This window comes from Mesorhizobium sp. BR1-1-3, assembly GCF_020165455.1.
In the GTDB taxonomy this organism is placed as follows: Bacteria; Pseudomonadota; Alphaproteobacteria; order Rhizobiales; family Rhizobiaceae; genus Mesorhizobium; species Mesorhizobium ciceri.
On record NZ_JAIUIC010000003.1, the window covers coordinates 84,982 to 98,169 of the forward strand.

Consider the following 13,188-nt stretch of genomic DNA (forward strand, 5'->3'; position numbering starts at 1 on the left):
GGCCGGTTTGGCGGCAACGACATGCTTCGAGACAAAGGGACCAAAGCGCCGCGTGAATCCGTCTCGGCGCGACGCGTCCTGGCCGCCGGCTCACGCCACATCAGCGGGTTCGCTCTCCGACTGTTCCCCCAACAGCATCCTCGACAACCGGCTGCCGGTTTTTTCCTTCAGCCGCTGATATTGGCCGACCTCGACGATACGGCCGTTTTCCATCGCCACCACCCAGTCGGCGAAGGCGATCATCGACGGCCGGTGCGCGATGGTCAGGATCGTCATCGTACCGCGTAATCCATCGATTGACCTGGCGATCAGCGACTGGTTCTGCCAGTCGAGCGCGCTGGTCGCCTCGTCGAGGATGAGCAGCGACGGCTTGCGCAGCAGCGCGCGCGCGAGCGCGATGCGCTGGCGTTCGCCGCCCGAGAGCCGCACGCCGCGATCGCCGACCACCGTATCGAGCCTGAGGTCGAGCCGTTCGACAAACTCGCCGGCGTGCGCCTGACGCAGCGCTGCCCACAGATCGCCATCGCTGGCCCGGGGCGCGGCGAGGCGCAGGTTAGCCGCGATCGTGTCGTGCAGGAGGAACACGTCCTGCGGCACGTAGGCCACCTGGTCGCGCCAGCGACGGCGATTGCTGGCATCGATCTCGACGCCATCGACAAGCATCTTGCCGGTGGTGGGCTCCAGCAGGCCAAGCAACATGTCGGCGATCGTGCTCTTGCCCGATCCGGACGGGCCGATCAGGGCGGTAACCTTGCCGGCCGGCAGGCCGAAGGTGATGCCGCTCACCACCGCCTTGTCGACAGTATCTCCGTAGGCGAAGGACACGCCGCGAATATTCAATCCCGTATTGAGGGAGAGTGTCCCGGCGTCTGCGAACTCGGTATGGCCGGGTTCGCGTTCGGCGTCGAAACGTGCCTGCAGGCTGCGCATTGCCGTAAAGGCGGGCAGGTTGATCAGCACTTGCTGGGCCTGCGTCTGCATGTCCATGAAGCGCGGCGCGATACGCATGAAGACCAGGAGCAGGACGATGATCTCGGCCAGCGACAGGTTGAAGCGGACCAAAGCCACATAGATGAACAGGCTCAGGCCCACGACGCTCGCCACCTGGAATACAGCAGTGCCGATGGTGCTGTTGCGCACATAGTCGATGTTGTCGGCCTTCATCCTCTCAAGCGTCGACCGCAGCTGCGCGAAATAGCTGTCCTCGACGTTCAGGCTCTTGGCCACCTTGATGCCGCCGAGAAATTCCGAGACTGTCCGGTACTGGTCCTGGCGATTGGCGGTCAGCACACGGCCGAAGGCAGTGGCCCGTGCCCGGAAGGGCCGCAGCGCCACGAACATCAGGATGCCGATGACCACGGCAAACAGCGTCATGACCGGCGAGATAAACACGGAAACCAGGAGATAGCCGGCCAGAAGAACGGCGATCTGCACCAGCATCAGCAGTGAGAAAGCCGCGCCCTGGACGCGGTCGATGTCGCCGGTCAGGGCATGATCGAGGTCGGAACTGCGCATGCGTGTAAAAACGCCCCAGCGCGCCTTGCCGATGCTTTCGAACAGGTTCATGCGAACGCGATTGATGAAATCGAACAGCAATTTGGCCATGTAGACCGACTTGAAGCGATTGAACGCCGCCTGCGCCGCAACAAGCCCGACCAGCGCGCAAAGCACGGTCGTCAGTTGCAGCGTGCCATCAGGCACCAGCCAGCGCACGAAATCATCATTGGGCAGCCGAACAGCGAAATCCTGGTCGGCACGTCCGACCAGATGCAGCAGCGGGACGAGCAGCAGGATCGAAATGCCCTCGGTCAGGCTACCGAGGATGAGGAAGAACAGCGCCGTCCACGTTCGCCGGCCGCCGATCCGGGCAATGGTGGCGCCGAAGGCGGCAATTTCTCGAAACAGCGACAGGCGAAGGATTGGGGGCTTCGACATGGTTGCGCTCACAACGGCCGGCTGCCAGCCGACAGATCCTTTTCGATCAGTTCCACGGCTTCGCCGATCCTGTCCAGGCCCGTCGGGACTTCCAGCCGGTACACGCCGATATGGTTGGCAATCCATGAACATTGCCGAAGATGCGCCGTCGCGAAGTCGCCGGGCAGGGCCGCGCGGCCGAAGCGCGTCACATAGGAGAATTTGATGATGGCCGGCAGGGCGGCAATGGCGGGCAAGGGCGTGATGTCAGCCCTTTCGCCGCGCTCGAGGATATAGATCCTGGTCGCCGGCACCTCGTCGCCCGAAAAGCCACCGTTCAGGCGATGCTGCATCTTGTCGATCGCCGGATGCACTTGCGGCCGCACTTCCGCTTCCCCAAGCGAGATCGCCGCCGCGGCGTCGGCCGCCAGCTTGATCTGCGGAAAGCCCGGAACGGTCATTGGCTCACTCGGATTGGCGAGGTCCAGCGCCACCACGTCATCGGTAAGCAGTCGATGCCCGGCCCGGATCATCGCACTTGCGGTCGTCGACTTGCCGGCTCCCTTGTCACCCATGAAGATGGCGCTCGTGCCGGCGGCGGCGATGGCACTGGCATGCAGGACAAGCAGGCCGCGCCGGTGCAAGAGCAGCGCCATGACCGGACCAAGCAGCGGAAACGCGAGCAGCGCGTCGTCGACGCCGGATGCCGGTTCGATGTCGATACGGCTGGAATCGGTGATCAGGAACGCGCCCACGGCATGCCACGCCAGATATTGCCGGTCCGGCTCGAAGCGAAAGTCGGTCGCGGCTTCGGGCGAGGGCTTTGGCAGGTCGATCGCGCCGATGGCAATCACGACATCCGCCGCCCCCGGCGCCGCCGGCTGCAGTTCGGGCAACGTCACCTCCGACGCGATGGTCAGGCCGTAGGCCCGGTAGAAGCGGCGTTCTCGCTTGGCCCGGCCATGCGAAAAGGCATCATCATTGCATAGAGCGAGCGGCTCGTTGCGCGGCATCATGCGGGGCTCCCGCCATGCTGGAGCTGCCGCAGCCAGAGCGACAGCGAGGCCGAGCGCCAGACATACTGGACATCCAGGGGGGCTGCCTGATCGGGCTGGCGCAGCAGCCGCGCATAGGCAGCACTCACTTGCGGCAGATTGACGTAAGGCGCGATGCGGTTCGCATCCGAGACCAGCAGCTGTTCCAGGAGGTCGCGATGGTTGCGCAGCATGCCATTGACGAGATTGGCAGTGAAGTCGATCTTGTCGCGCCGCCACTGCACCGCCTCCGGCAATACGCCTTGCATGGCGCGGCGCAGCACATAGCGGCCAAAACCGTGGCTCAGCTTCTCCTCGCCCGGCAGCGCCAGGCAGAACTCGACCAGCGGCTTGTCCCAGAAGGGGTAGCGCGGCTCGACCCCGAAATTGGCGGCGGCTTTGTCGAGAACCTCGAAAGCATGCGGGACATAGCCGTTCGACAGGATCCAGCGATGGCTCAAGGCATCGCTGGCCTGGACGCCAGGCGGCATGTAGCCGGCCCGGTGAAACCGGTCGACAAGCTCGGTGCGCTTGGCCAGGTCCGGATTGATCAGGTCGCGCCAGCTTCGTGCGCGCGACACTTGCGCGGGCTTGCGAATCTTGTTCAGGGCACGGTTGGCCATATGCCTCACCCTGGCGATGCGCCAGGCCGGCCCGTAGAGGGTCAGGAACTGGAGATAAAGGCCAAGCGTGCTGTCGCCATAGGTGTTGGAGGCGCTGCGGACCTCGCGCCACAGATCCATCCATCGGCCGCCATTCGCAAGCTCGTGCAGGTGGCCGTGGCCTTGTGAAACGACCTCGTCGCCGCCGTGGCCGTCCAGCAGCACCTTGATGCCCTTGGCGCCGGCAGTCCGGTAGATGCCGCGGGTGAGCGTCAGGCCCGGCGCCAGGAACGTTCCTTCCTGTTCTTCCAGCACGCGCTCGAATTCGGCGAATGGGGCATAGTTGCCGACCGGGATCAGCGTCGCGTCGACCTTCTGCTGGTCGAGAACGGCATCGATGAAGGGCCGCTCGTCCATCGGCGAGCCCTTCTCGAAAATCAGCGAGAACGTTGGCAGCCGAGGCTTGCGCGCGGCGGCATTCTGCAGGCCGGCGACACAGGCGATAGACGAGGAATCGAGGCCGCCGCTCAGCATTGCTCCGACTGCCGAGGTCCCTCGCATGCGGTTGCGCACCGATTGCGAGAACAGATGGGCGAATTCCTCCGATGCATCCGACCGCAAGGGCCGCGCCGACGGCTCGATCTGCCAGTATCGGCGCAGCATCACTTGTTGCGCGGTGACGGTTAGGCTGTGCCGGGCCGGCAGGCTGAATATATCGCTGTAGGGGGTCGACTGCGGGTCGTCGGGAAGCCCGGCCAGGAAGCCGGAGATCTGGCGCTCGCTGACACGTGCGCGGATACCCTCGACGCCCAGGATCGGACCGATCTCCGACGCAAAGGCAAAGCGCCGGTCCGCCGCGTGGTAGTAGAACGGCTTGACGCCAAAATGATCGCGCGCGCAAAACAGCGATTGCCGCTCGTCATCCCAGATGGCGAAGGCGAAATCGCCTTGCAGATGCTCCGGGCAGGCTTCGCCCCAGCGCAGGTAGGCCCGCATCAGCACGATCGCGTCGGCTACCGACTGGTCGCGGATACCGAGCCTGGCCAGCAACTCGTCACGGTTGTCCAGCCGGCAATCGGCGGTGATGGCGAGCCGGCCCCCAGCCATCGTCAAAGGGCCCGGACCGACTTCATCCGATGTGTTGAGCCAGGCGTGGCCAAGGGCGATGCTGGTGTCCAGCCACCAAGAACTGCCGTCAGGACCACGATGGCGCATGCGCGCCAGCATTTGCTGAATGTCGGCCGCCGCGACCGCCGGTGCGTTTGCTCCGCGCAACAGGATTCCGGCGACGCCGCTCATCGGCTGCCGTGGTCGACGAGATGGGCGAAGCCGTCGATCGATCCGCCAAGCACGATATGGTTGTCGCTGACCAGCCAGGCATGTGCTTTCAACTGCTCGCCTGTGCCACGTTCGATGCCGATGCGTATCGTCGATTCATTGCCTTGGCGGGCGAGAATATACTGGCCGGAGAGCGCCTGGGTCAGGCACGTGGCGTAAGGGACGAAACGGGCCGCGGCGGCAACGCCCCAGGCGACACGCCGCAGTTCGCCCATTGAGGCGCACTGCCGCGCGTCGAGGCGCGTCACCAGGCTGCGTACACGATTGTAGAACAACAGCGTCAGCCCCAGCCGAACTGTCGCCACCACCAGCAGGCAATAGCCAAGGAAGATCATTTCCGAGCCACTCAGGGAGAAAATCCTGACCAGCCCGCGCCGGCTTCCCCCGCGCTTCGTCTGCTTGACGTTTGTTTCTCTCGCCGGTTCCTGCCGTAAAGCCGTGGCCCGCGAAGACAAGGCCCGCGAAACCAGGGCCCGTGAAACCAGGGCCCGTGAAACCAGGGACTTGTGCTGGACCGGCTTAGACAAGTGCCTCATGATGCCGTCTCGCAAGCCCATTATCGGCCAGGCCCTTCAGCAATGCGTCGACATCGGCCTGGCAGCGCGCCGGGTCGACATTGTAGCGCGCAAGCACGGCGCTGCGGATATCGCCGATCGACCGGGGTTCCTGGATCAAATCCCAGATGAAGGCGCCGACGCCATTCAGGCTGTAGTAGACATTGGATTTGAGATTGAGCAGCGCCAAGCCATCTCCGAACTCGCAAGCCACGGCATCCTTGGTCGCGCACACGCTATCGTGGTCGCCCAGATCACGGTCGGATAGCTCCCCGTTCATCCCCAAACCTCGCTGACAAAACGCTGCGACATCTCCAGGTGGCGCAGGAGAAATCGGGAGGCTGGCCCCCCGACCCCTCTTACGTCTGCTTTTGAATCCAGAGTCCCAACATGTCACTCTGGAATCGGCTGTAAGTCTCAGGAGAACGTCAGGTCGCCAATCGGCGTATGCGCGGGGAACGATGCGTCGATCGCCGTGCTGCCGCCGCCGCCCTGGGTGATGGTCTCAATCGAACCATGGACCGTCAGGCTTGGCGTTTCATATTCATGCTTTTCAACATTCTGTTCCATTTTACTCTCCGATTTAGGACTGGAAACGGCCTGTCGAGTGCCGTCAGCACTTTTATGCTGCAATGCAATAGCTGCACGGCAGCATTTATGAGTCAAGACTGTTTTACTTTCTGTTAATCAATTACGGTTGCTGGCGTCGTCACATGAGCGGCATGCCTAAAACTTGTCATTTTTTAGCCGATTCCTTGTGCACGACGATCGCGCCTGTGCTGATTCTTTAAGCATTTGATTTTGCTTGCATAAGCCGTTTGCGTTGTGCCTATGTTTAGGCCTCTCTAATGAAAAGAATTTCCATTTGAGAAATCGTCCGGAGATTGCCTAAGCCGACGTGGCAAGGGACATTTCAACCGCGGTTTTCATTGCTTTCCGATGCCACCTCGATAGACGCTTTGGTGGCAAAAATTCGCACCGCAGAAGGAAAGGCTTTACGGCATCGAGGTTTTTGGTGATGCTTGCTTCGCACTTGCAGCATAAGTGTCGGCGCGAAACGCTTTCTTGGGAGACTGTGCGCTAAATGGCCTTGCCGGATGGCTCATACGAACGATTGCGCGCCGCCGGCTGTGCCGGCGAGGTGGCCTATGTGCAGGCTTGCCTGCGATTGTTTTTCGCCGGCCCGGGCGCGGGCGACGTTTCGATGCGCCATCTTGACGGTGAAAAAATTGCCGAGATTGCCAGGCTGAACAAGGTCGCCGTCTTTGTCCTCAAGGCGCTTTCGCGCGCACCCGCGCTTCAGAGGCCAACTAAGCTTTTCCAATGGCTCGACACCTACCGCAGGAAAACGGTTTCGATGAACGCGTCCTGCATCATGGATTCGATGGCGATCCAGGACGTGCTGCGCGCCAGCGAGATCGATTTCGTTTTTCTGAAGGGTCCGTTCCAGCAGCAACTTCTCTACGACGACCATTTTATGAAGCCCTCGGGCGATGTCGACATCCTGGTTTCGCCGCTCGGATTTTTCAGGGCGCGTGATGCGCTTCGCAAGATCGGCTATGAGGTATCAGGCAAGTCGAGCTCCGTCTGGTGGGTCCGCTTCCTCGGCGAACAGCACATGACCCGGGACGACGGGCCGAGGTCGTCCACCGTCGATCTCCACTACCGCCTCCAGCAGCCCGGCTCGCCAAGCCCGCGCGACGCGGACGGGTTCCTGCGGCGCAAGCGACAGGTCGAAATCGCCGGTGCGACGGTGCCGTTCACCTCGGTGGCCGATACATTGCTTTTGTCCTGCATCAGCGTCGCCAAGGCACTTTTCAACCGGGAACCCTGCGCCGGATACGTCTGTGATATCGGCGCCAGCGCCGGCCGCCTCGACGAGGCGGATCAGCAGCGTTTGCTCGATGCCGCTACCGCGCAAGGTCTGGACGACACGCTGCTGCTTGGCCTGCGCGCCGCCGACGTGCTACTCGGCGGTGCCGGCACGCTGCTGTCGCAGCGCGCGACCAGGATCCTGCCGCGCATCGGCAATGAGGATCTGCTCAGCATGGTCATCGCGCCGTGGCTGCCGTCGCTGCGGTGGCCGCAGCGGCGAACGGTGCTTTGGGAACTGTGCGGCCGCGCTCCGGTCCGCTATCTGGCCGAAGCAGGCTGGGCGGCGTCCGCCGATATCAGCCGCCGCATCTTCGAGCGGCCGGCGAGTCGCTGAAGGTAAGTTGGATGCTGATGGCAATTCTGTAGTGCATCGAACGAGTACGGGGCGAGGGCAAATCGATATTACCTGTACGAGAGGCAAATCCATGTCGATGACGAAATCCGAGGTCTGCGTGATCATCGCGGCAAAAAACGCCGCAGCGACAATCGCCGTCGCCATCGCATCCGCATTGCGCGAACCGGAAGTGGCGGAGGTCGTGGTCGTCGACGATGCCTCCACCGACGACACCGCCGGTGTCGCACGATCCGCCGATGATGGCAGCGGGCGGCTCTCCGTGATGCGCCTCGATGTCAATCGCGGCCCCTCCTTTGCCCGCAACGCAGCCATCGCCGGCTCGAAATCGCCGTTCATCAGCATTCTCGATGCCGACGATTTCTTCCTCGAAGGCCGGTTTCGCAACTTGTTTGCCGGCGCCGATTGGGATTTCGCCGCCGACAACATCATGCTGATCAGGGATGATGCGACAGGCGACGCGACGAAAATCGTCGCGCCGCAATTTGCCGCCGATCCGGAATTCCTCGATTTCGAGCGTTTCGTCGAAGGCAACATCTCCAGGCGCCGCGTGCAGAGGGGCGAACTGGGCTTTTTGAAGCCGGTGATCAGCCGTGCCTTCCTCGACCGCCATGGGTTGAGCTACGACGAGAGCCTGCGGCTGGGCGAGGACTATGAACTCTACGCCCGCGCGGTCGCATGCGGGGCGCGGTTCAAGGTCATTCGCTCCTGCGGCTACGGCGCCATCGTCCGCGCCGATTCCCTGAGCGGCCGCCACAAGACCCAGGACCTGAAGCGTCTGGCCGATGCGGATCTGGCGCTGCTGGCGATCGACAGCCTGCCGGAAGGCTCGAAGGCGGTGCTGCGGCGGCATGAACGGCACGTGCGCGACAAATATCGGCTGCGTAATTTCCTTGACGTCAAGGCCGAGCGGGGGCTGGGCTCGGCTGCGGCTTACGCCTTCGCCAGCCTGTCCAACCTCGTCCCCATCGTCCAGGGCGTGGCTTCCGACAAGCTCGAGGCGCTGTTTCGTCGTGTCGGCCTTGTGTCCAGCCAAAAGCCTGTGCCGCCGCTGCGCTTTCTGATGGCCGGAACCAGCACGGGCAAGGAACGCTGAGAGCGGTCCCGATGCAGCGATTTGTCCACTCGCGGCATGTCATCACGCAAACCATTTCGGCCGGATTTATGAGTTTACGAATTGGGTGGTTGCCTCGCGGCTCCGACGATGGCAGTCTATGTTGCGGTGCAGCATAGTGGACGACCAGCCGAACTTGGCCCCCGATCGGATTGGTCTGATGTCTCTCCCTCAAAAGGAGCACGACAACGCAACACGAGTTTTTGAGCCCCGGCTGCGGGGATCGGCCAGAAGCCCGGCCCACAAGCCGGCGATGACGGGAACCTGAGTTCATGGCCTCGATATTCGGTTTCAGATCAAGGGATCCGGCCCGCGACCGTCAGGCCGATGTTTCACGTCTCGATCGTCTGGCAAAGCTGTTCGAGCAGATTGCGGCCGAGATCGAGGCCGAGAGAACCGGGCTTGAGAATCGCTACCGGACGACGTCGACCAACGCCGCCTTTCTGGTCGAAGCGATGGAAAACGGCTCTGCTTCCGACAAGCGGTCTTCGGAAGTCAGCGCACTGACACAGTCGATCCTGAATTGCGAGCGCCGCATCGCGGCGCTGTCGCGCCAGGACGGCATGATGAAAGAGCTCCGTCATTCGCTGGATACGGTCTTTGACGAGGATGCCTCCTCGGCCGCCGCGGCGGAATTCGCCTGGCCGGCAGGCGCCGGCAGAGATTGAACGTGAAGGCTCGGAACTGTTGCAACAGATTTGATGCAAGGCGGGAAGCAGAAGCAATCGAGAGGGTCACAAGGAAGGTCAAGGTTGGCCCGTGCAGGAGCGGTTCGAACGTCGACTTTGGGTTGGGGACACACAGCGCAAAGGTGAGTTTGGTATGAATTGGAATCCGAAACCTACGACGGCAATTGACGCACCGCCTCTCGCATATCGGACCGGACAAGCCGCCCGGCGGCTGGGGTCGCTCGGTGCGTTGCTGCTGGCTGCTCTTGGCGGTTTCCTGGCAACCCCTTCCCATGCCCAGGACATTCCGACATCGCCGTCCTTTGTCGATGATTTCAAAAGCTTCGACCGCACGCGCTGGTATGTTTCCGACGGCTGGAACAACGGCAGCCATCAGAATTGCACCTGGTCGAAAAATATGGTCGAACTGTCGAATGGTGTGCTGTCGCTCGGCTTCGAAAAGCAGACGCTGAAGGATCGCGACTACGTCTGCGGCGAGATCCAGACCAAGCAGCGCTTCGGCTATGGCACCTATGAGGCACGGCTGAAGACCGATACCGGCTCCGGCCTCAACGCCGCGTTCTTCACCTATATCGGTCCAAGCGACAAGCAGCCCTGGGACGAGATCGACTTCGAGGTCCTGACCAAGGACACCTCCAAGGTGCAGGTCAACGCCTATATCGCGGGCAAGGGCAAGAACGAGAAACTGGTCGACGTACCGGGCGGCACGGAGAAGGCCTTCAACGACTACGCCTTCGTCTGGCAGAAGGACAGCTTGCGATGGTACGTCAACGGCCAACTGGTGAACACGATTACCGACCCGGCGAAGCTGCCCAGCCATGCACAGAAGATATTCTTCAGCTTTTGGGGTAGCGATACGATGAAGGGCTGGATGGGAGCGTTCGCGGATCCGGGCCGCAAGCTTTCCCTGCAGGTCGAGCGGGTCGCCTTCACGGCGCTCGGCGAACCCTGTCAATTTCCGGAATCGCTGGCATGCAGTGTAAAGTAGTTGGGAAAGTCGATTTGAACCGGCGGGGCCGAAAACGGTCCGCTGCCTTGCATGGGAATGAAACCGAATGAATTTGACGGTGTTTGGAATTGGCTATGTCGGCCTCGTGCAGGCGGCGGTGCTTGCCGAAGTCGGGCACCAGGTGGTGTGCGTCGACATCGACGCCGCCAAGGTCGAGCGGCTCAACCAGGGCCTGGTTCCCATTTTCGAACCCGGTTTGGAAAACCTCGTTAAGGAGAACCATGCCGCCGGCCGCATCAAGTTCACAACGGATGCCGCCGCCGCTGTCAGGCACGGCGAGATCCAGATGATCGCGGTCGGCACGCCGCCGGGCGAGGACGGCTCGGCCGACCTCAAATATGTGCTGGCAGTCGCCGAGACCATCGGCCGCGAAATGGACAAACCCAAGATCGTCGTCGGCAAGTCGACGGTGCCGGTCGGCACCTGCGAAAAGGTGAAGGCCAGGATCGCCGACACGCTGAAGAAAAGAGGCCGCGAGGACCTGGCTTTCGATGTCGCTTCAAATCCGGAATTCCTCAAGGAAGGGTCCGCGGTCGCCGACTGCATGAAGCCGGACCGCATCATCGTCGGCACCGACAGCGAGGACACCGAAGCTGTGATGCGCGAACTCTACGCGCCGTTCAATCGCAATCACGAGAAGATGATCGTGATGGACGTGCGCAGCGCAGAATTCACCAAATATGCCGCCAACTGCATGCTGGCGACCAAGATCAGCTTCATGAACGAGATGGCCAATCTGGCCGAACAACTCGGCGCCGACATCGAGGAGGTCCGCAAGGGCATCGGCAGCGATCCGCGCATCGGCTACCATTTCATCTATCCGGGCCTCGGCTATGGCGGCTCGTGCTTCCCGAAGGATGTGCGGGCGCTGATCAAGACCGCCGAAGGCGTCAAGTTCGACGCCAAGCTGCTGCGCGCCGTTGAGGAGCGCAACAACGCACAGAAATCGGTTCTCTTCGACAAGGTGGACCGCTATTTCAAGGGCAACCTCAAAGGCAGGACCTTTGCGCTCTGGGGTCTGGCCTTCAAGCCCAACACCGACGACATGCGTGAGGCGCCGGCGCGCGTCCTGATGGAGGCGCTCTGGAAGGCCGGCGCCAATGTGCAGGCCTATGATCCCGAGGCGATGCAGGAATGCCAGGCCATCTACGGGCTGCGCGACGACCTGCTTCTGTGCGGCACCAAGGAGGCGGCGCTGCGCGGCGCCGATGCGTTGCTGATCGCCACAGAATGGAAGAGCTTTCGCGCGCCGTCCTTCGACGCGGTGAAGGACGCGCTGACCACGCCGGTCATCTTCGACGGCCGCAACCTCTATGACCCCAAGGTCATCGCCCGCCATGGCATCGAATATCACTCGATCGGCAGAATGGCGGCATGAGACCGGGCCCTGGCAGACGGATGCAAGACCGGTCCGCACACGGCCTGCGGACGCTGGGGTTGAGCGCGTATTTCTGTGTGGAGTTGTAGCTGATGGTGCTGGACGTAAAGCCGGAGCAAATCACCAAGGATCATTTCGATCTCGTCGCGATCGGTTCCGGCTTCGGTTCGGCCTTCTTCCTGCATGAGTTCGCCAGGCGCCGAAAGGCGCGCATTCTGGTGCTGGAGTGGGGACGCCACAACACCCATGAATGGCAGCTCGAACAGAACGTCAACACCGACATCGAAGACGAGACGACCTACAAGACCAATTCCGACAAGCCGTGGAACTACACGATCGGACTGGGTGGCGGGACGAACTGCTGGTTCGCGCAGACGCCAAGATTTCATCCCAATGATTTCCGGCTGAAAAGCACCTACGGCATCGGCAATGACTGGCCGATCAGTTATGACGACGTCGAGCCGTTCTACTGCGACGCGGAAGACATCATGTCGATCTCCGGCGACCCCGACATGGCGGCGATGCTGCCCCGCTCGAAGCCGTTTCCGCAACCGCCGCATCGCATGTCGACACCGGACAGGATGATGAAGGCGGCGCAGCCCGACCAGCACTTCGTCATGCCAACCGCGCGGGCTCGCGTGCCGACCGCGCAGCGCAGCTCGTGCTGTGCCAATCTGCGTTGCTGGCTGTGCCCGGTCGACGCCAAATTCACCGTCAACAACGGGTTGATGCACGTCTTCGAGCATCCCGACATCTCGGTCTGCCTCGGTGCGGAAGTGCGCCGGCTCGATCACGTCGGCGGTGCTGTCCGTTCGGTCACGTTCAGCCATGACGGCAAGGAATACCAGGTCAGCGGCGATCTCTTCATTCTCGGCGCCAATGCCATCCAGAGTGCGGCGATCATGCTGCGATCCGGCCTGGGCGGCGAATTTGTCGGCAGCGGCCTGCATGAATCCTACGGCTGGAATTTCGAGGTCTATCTCGACGGTGTCGACAATTTCGACGGCAGCACCATCACAACAGGCCTGAATTTCGGCCTCTATGATGGTCCTCACCGATCGGAGCATGCGGCGGCTCTGGTCTATTTCGCCGCTGCCGGTCGAAAAGCTCTTCGACCGCGGCATTCGGCCGACCGAATCGCACGTCCAGGGCACGCTGAGGATGGGCACCGGCCCGGCCGATTCTGTGGTCGACAGCGGCATGATCCACCATCAGCTCAGAAACCTGGTCGTCGTCGGCACCAGCACCTATCCGAGCTGCTCCTGCGCCAACCCGAGCCTGACCGCGGCAGCGCTGTCCTTGCGGGCGGCGAGCCGGATCGCGTGAAAG

Annotated in this window: 13 protein-coding genes; 6 read left to right on the forward strand and 7 right to left on the reverse strand. The window is 62.2% G+C overall.

The window, feature by feature from the left end; genetic code table 11:
* Positions 1-90: 90 nt before the first annotated feature.
* From LB559_RS07625 to LB559_RS07650, 6 genes are all read right to left on the reverse strand, one after another.
* Positions 91-1,935, reverse strand: a complete 1,845-nt coding sequence (locus LB559_RS07625; protein WP_224673688.1) for an ABC transporter ATP-binding protein — start codon at positions 1,933-1,935, stop codon at positions 91-93.
* Between the two features lie 8 nt (positions 1,936-1,943).
* On the reverse strand, positions 1,944-2,930 hold the full coding sequence (locus tag LB559_RS07630) for a serine kinase (RefSeq protein WP_224673689.1): 987 nt from the start codon (positions 2,928-2,930) through the stop codon (positions 1,944-1,946).
* Complete coding sequence (locus LB559_RS07635) at positions 2,927-4,849, reverse strand: lasso peptide isopeptide bond-forming cyclase (protein WP_224673690.1); 1,923 nt, start codon at positions 4,847-4,849, stop codon at positions 2,927-2,929. Before LB559_RS07635 ends, LB559_RS07630 begins: the two co-directional genes overlap by 4 nt.
* Complete coding sequence (locus LB559_RS07640) at positions 4,846-5,223, reverse strand: lasso peptide biosynthesis B2 protein (RefSeq protein WP_224673692.1); 378 nt, start codon at positions 5,221-5,223, stop codon at positions 4,846-4,848. Before LB559_RS07640 ends, LB559_RS07635 begins: the two co-directional genes overlap by 4 nt.
* Positions 5,224-5,407: 184 nt before the next feature.
* Positions 5,408-5,722 (reverse strand): PqqD family protein, encoded by a 315-nt coding sequence (locus LB559_RS07645; RefSeq protein ID WP_013528114.1) that lies wholly within the window; start codon positions 5,720-5,722, stop codon positions 5,408-5,410.
* 137 nt (positions 5,723-5,859) lie between these two features.
* Positions 5,860-6,012 carry a lasso peptide gene (locus LB559_RS07650; protein WP_010913078.1) on the reverse strand — a complete coding sequence of 51 codons (153 nt, stop codon included), beginning with the start codon at positions 6,010-6,012 and terminating at the stop codon, positions 5,860-5,862.
* Between the two features lie 514 nt (positions 6,013-6,526).
* On the opposite strand from LB559_RS07650, the gene LB559_RS07655 reads away from it, so the two are divergent.
* The 5 genes from LB559_RS07655 to LB559_RS07675 all read left to right on the forward strand — a co-directional run bounded on the left by LB559_RS07655 (position 6,527) and on the right by LB559_RS07675 (position 11,859).
* Positions 6,527-7,651: a nucleotidyltransferase family protein gene (locus LB559_RS07655; RefSeq protein ID WP_013528113.1), complete on the forward strand. Its 1,125-nt coding sequence runs from the start codon at positions 6,527-6,529 to the stop codon at positions 7,649-7,651.
* Positions 7,652-7,742: 91 nt separating this feature from the next.
* Positions 7,743-8,765: a glycosyltransferase family 2 protein gene (locus LB559_RS07660; protein ID WP_013528112.1), complete on the forward strand. Its 1,023-nt coding sequence runs from the start codon at positions 7,743-7,745 to the stop codon at positions 8,763-8,765.
* A gap of 290 nt (positions 8,766-9,055) precedes the next feature.
* A complete protein-coding gene (locus tag LB559_RS07665) occupies positions 9,056-9,451 on the forward strand; it encodes a hypothetical protein (RefSeq protein WP_013528111.1) in 396 nt (131 codons plus the stop codon).
* 154 nt (positions 9,452-9,605) lie between these two features.
* Positions 9,606-10,460: a family 16 glycosylhydrolase gene (locus LB559_RS07670; RefSeq protein WP_024501832.1), complete on the forward strand. Its 855-nt coding sequence runs from the start codon at positions 9,606-9,608 to the stop codon at positions 10,458-10,460.
* Positions 10,461-10,527: 67 nt separating this feature from the next.
* A complete protein-coding gene (locus LB559_RS07675; RefSeq protein ID WP_013528109.1) occupies positions 10,528-11,859 on the forward strand; it encodes a UDP-glucose dehydrogenase family protein in 1,332 nt (443 codons plus the stop codon).
* On the opposite strand, the gene LB559_RS07680 is transcribed toward LB559_RS07675, so the two are convergent.
* Entirely contained in the window at positions 11,832-12,926 is a 1,095-nt protein-coding gene (locus LB559_RS07680; RefSeq protein WP_224673693.1) for a hypothetical protein, read from the reverse strand. The genes LB559_RS07675 and LB559_RS07680 overlap by 28 nt on opposite strands.
* On the opposite strand from LB559_RS07680, the gene LB559_RS33100 reads away from it, so the two are divergent.
* Entirely contained in the window at positions 12,925-13,185 is a 261-nt protein-coding gene (locus tag LB559_RS33100) for a GMC oxidoreductase (RefSeq protein ID WP_224673694.1), read from the forward strand. The two genes, LB559_RS07680 and LB559_RS33100, sit on opposite strands and share 2 nt — an antisense overlap.
* The last annotated feature ends 3 nt before the right edge of the window (positions 13,186-13,188 follow it).

Excerpts from the sequence above, each read along its gene's own strand:
- LB559_RS07625 (WP_224673688.1), bottom strand. The coding sequence starts at position 1,935 with ATGTCGAAGCCCCCAATCCTTCGCCTGTCGCTGTTTCGAGAAATTGCC.
- LB559_RS07630 (WP_224673689.1), bottom strand. The coding sequence starts at position 2,930 with ATGATGCCGCGCAACGAGCCGCTCGCTCTATGCAATGATGATGCCTTT.
- LB559_RS07635 (WP_224673690.1), bottom strand. The coding sequence starts at position 4,849 with ATGAGCGGCGTCGCCGGAATCCTGTTGCGCGGAGCAAACGCACCGGCG.
- LB559_RS07640 (WP_224673692.1), bottom strand. The coding sequence starts at position 5,223 with ATGATCTTCCTTGGCTATTGCCTGCTGGTGGTGGCGACAGTTCGGCTG.
- LB559_RS07645 (WP_013528114.1), bottom strand. The coding sequence starts at position 5,722 with ATGAACGGGGAGCTATCCGACCGTGATCTGGGCGACCACGATAGCGTG.
- LB559_RS07650 (WP_010913078.1), bottom strand. The coding sequence starts at position 6,012 with ATGGAACAGAATGTTGAAAAGCATGAATATGAAACGCCAAGCCTGACG.
- LB559_RS07655 (WP_013528113.1), top strand. The coding sequence starts at position 6,527 with ATGGCCTTGCCGGATGGCTCATACGAACGATTGCGCGCCGCCGGCTGT.
- LB559_RS07660 (WP_013528112.1), top strand. The coding sequence starts at position 7,743 with ATGTCGATGACGAAATCCGAGGTCTGCGTGATCATCGCGGCAAAAAAC.
- LB559_RS07665 (WP_013528111.1), top strand. The coding sequence starts at position 9,056 with ATGGCCTCGATATTCGGTTTCAGATCAAGGGATCCGGCCCGCGACCGT.
- LB559_RS07670 (WP_024501832.1), top strand. The coding sequence starts at position 9,606 with ATGAATTGGAATCCGAAACCTACGACGGCAATTGACGCACCGCCTCTC.
- LB559_RS07675 (WP_013528109.1), top strand. The coding sequence starts at position 10,528 with ATGAATTTGACGGTGTTTGGAATTGGCTATGTCGGCCTCGTGCAGGCG.
- LB559_RS33100 (WP_224673694.1), top strand. The coding sequence starts at position 12,925 with ATGCGGCGGCTCTGGTCTATTTCGCCGCTGCCGGTCGAAAAGCTCTTC.
- LB559_RS07680 (WP_224673693.1), bottom strand. The coding sequence starts at position 12,926 with ATGCTCCGATCGGTGAGGACCATCATAGAGGCCGAAATTCAGGCCTGT.